The 1,438-nt window shown below is 57.5% G+C and carries 1 protein-coding gene; it reads left to right on the forward strand.

Going from position 1 to position 1,438, the window contains the following annotated elements:
* Positions 1-138 precede the first annotated feature (138 nt).
* The gene (locus HV770_RS38005) at positions 139-1,158 is read left to right on the forward strand and encodes an IS110 family RNA-guided transposase (RefSeq protein ID WP_175166525.1); all 1,020 of its coding nucleotides are present in this window, start codon (positions 139-141) and stop codon (positions 1,156-1,158) included.
* The last annotated feature ends 280 nt before the right edge of the window (positions 1,159-1,438 follow it).

The following is a 1,438-nucleotide window of genomic DNA, read 5'->3' on the forward strand; positions in this document are numbered from 1 at the left end:
ATGATCGCCAAAAATGATATGAACGCCTCCCACCCGTGAGCGGTGAGCGAGAGGAAAACGGAGCCTCACGGGCCAACGGCATCAAAGACGCCAAAATGGAAGACCATTGAGATTTCCCAGGCAAACTGGAGGCTCCAAATGGATATCACGACGGTAGGTGTGGACATTGCAAAAAACGTCATTCAGCTCCATTACATCGACGCGGAGACGGGCGAGATCGTAAACAAACCCGTGAAGCGGACGGCGTTTCTTGAACATTTTGCGAACCGGTCTGCGTGCCTGATAGGGATGGAGGCGTGTGGTGGTTCGCAGCACTGGGCGCGCAAGCTCACGGCGATGGGCCACCAGGTGAAGCTGATGCCGGCGAAGTTCGTCAAGGCGTTCGTGATGGGTAACAAGAATGACGCAGCTGATGCGCGTGCGATCTGGATGGCGGCGCGACAGCCGGGCAAGTCAGTTGCGGTGAAGACGGAAACACAGCAGGCAGTGCTGGGGCTGCACCGGATGCGGGAACAGCTGGTGAAATTCCGGACGATGCAGATCAACAGTCTGCGTGGCCTGCTAACCGAATACGGTGAAGTGATGGGCAAGGGTCGGGCTGCGCTGGATAAGGCAGTGCCGGATGTGCTGGAGCGGCTGGTGTGCCGTTTGCCGACCATTCTGATCGACACGCTGCGCGAACAGTGGAACGGTCTGACGAATCTGGATAAGCAAATTGCTGGAATCGAACGGCGTCTACAGGCATGGCTGAAAGAGAACAAGGCATGTAGAGCAATTGCTGCTATACCGGGCGTCGGACTGCTAACTGCAACCGCCGCGATCGCGACGATGGGAGACGCGAAGACGTTCAGATCCGGACGTGAGTTCGCGGCCTGGATCGGGCTAGTCCCGAGACAAACGGGCTCGGGCGGCAAGGTCCAGTTGCTGGGCATCAGCAAGCGAGGCGATACCTATTTGCGCAAGCTGCTGATTCACGGTGCTCGCAGTGTGCTCTTCCACACGAAGGAGCCTGGGCCGTGGCTTGAGCAGCTCAGGAAGCGGCGGCCGATGAATGTAGCGGTCGTAGCACAGGCCAACAAGATGGCCCGCACGATCTGGGCAATCCTGGCGCATGACCGACAGTACGACAAGGATCACGTGAGCGTGAAGCCGGCCTGACCAGCAACCACTCTGTACAAGTTCAACGTTTGCAGGATGACACGTCGAAAGGTTGCGCTGGCAATCGTATGTGATGACAAGACAGGTCGGACCGGGACTCGCTAAACCTGAATCTGTCCAAGAGCTTCGAGCTCGGGCCAAAAATGAGGTGCGAGCCAGCGGATTTCATAGTGGGCCGCAGCGTATCAGGCTGCAATAAGCCCGAATATAAAGCTGCAACCCATCCTGCCACAGTCGTAGCACGCGAAAACCGTCGCAAACGGGAGGCGTTCATATAAGG

Origin of the sequence: Paraburkholderia fynbosensis (assembly GCF_902859935.1) — a bacterium.
Classification (GTDB): domain Bacteria; phylum Pseudomonadota; class Gammaproteobacteria; order Burkholderiales; family Burkholderiaceae; genus Paraburkholderia; species Paraburkholderia fynbosensis.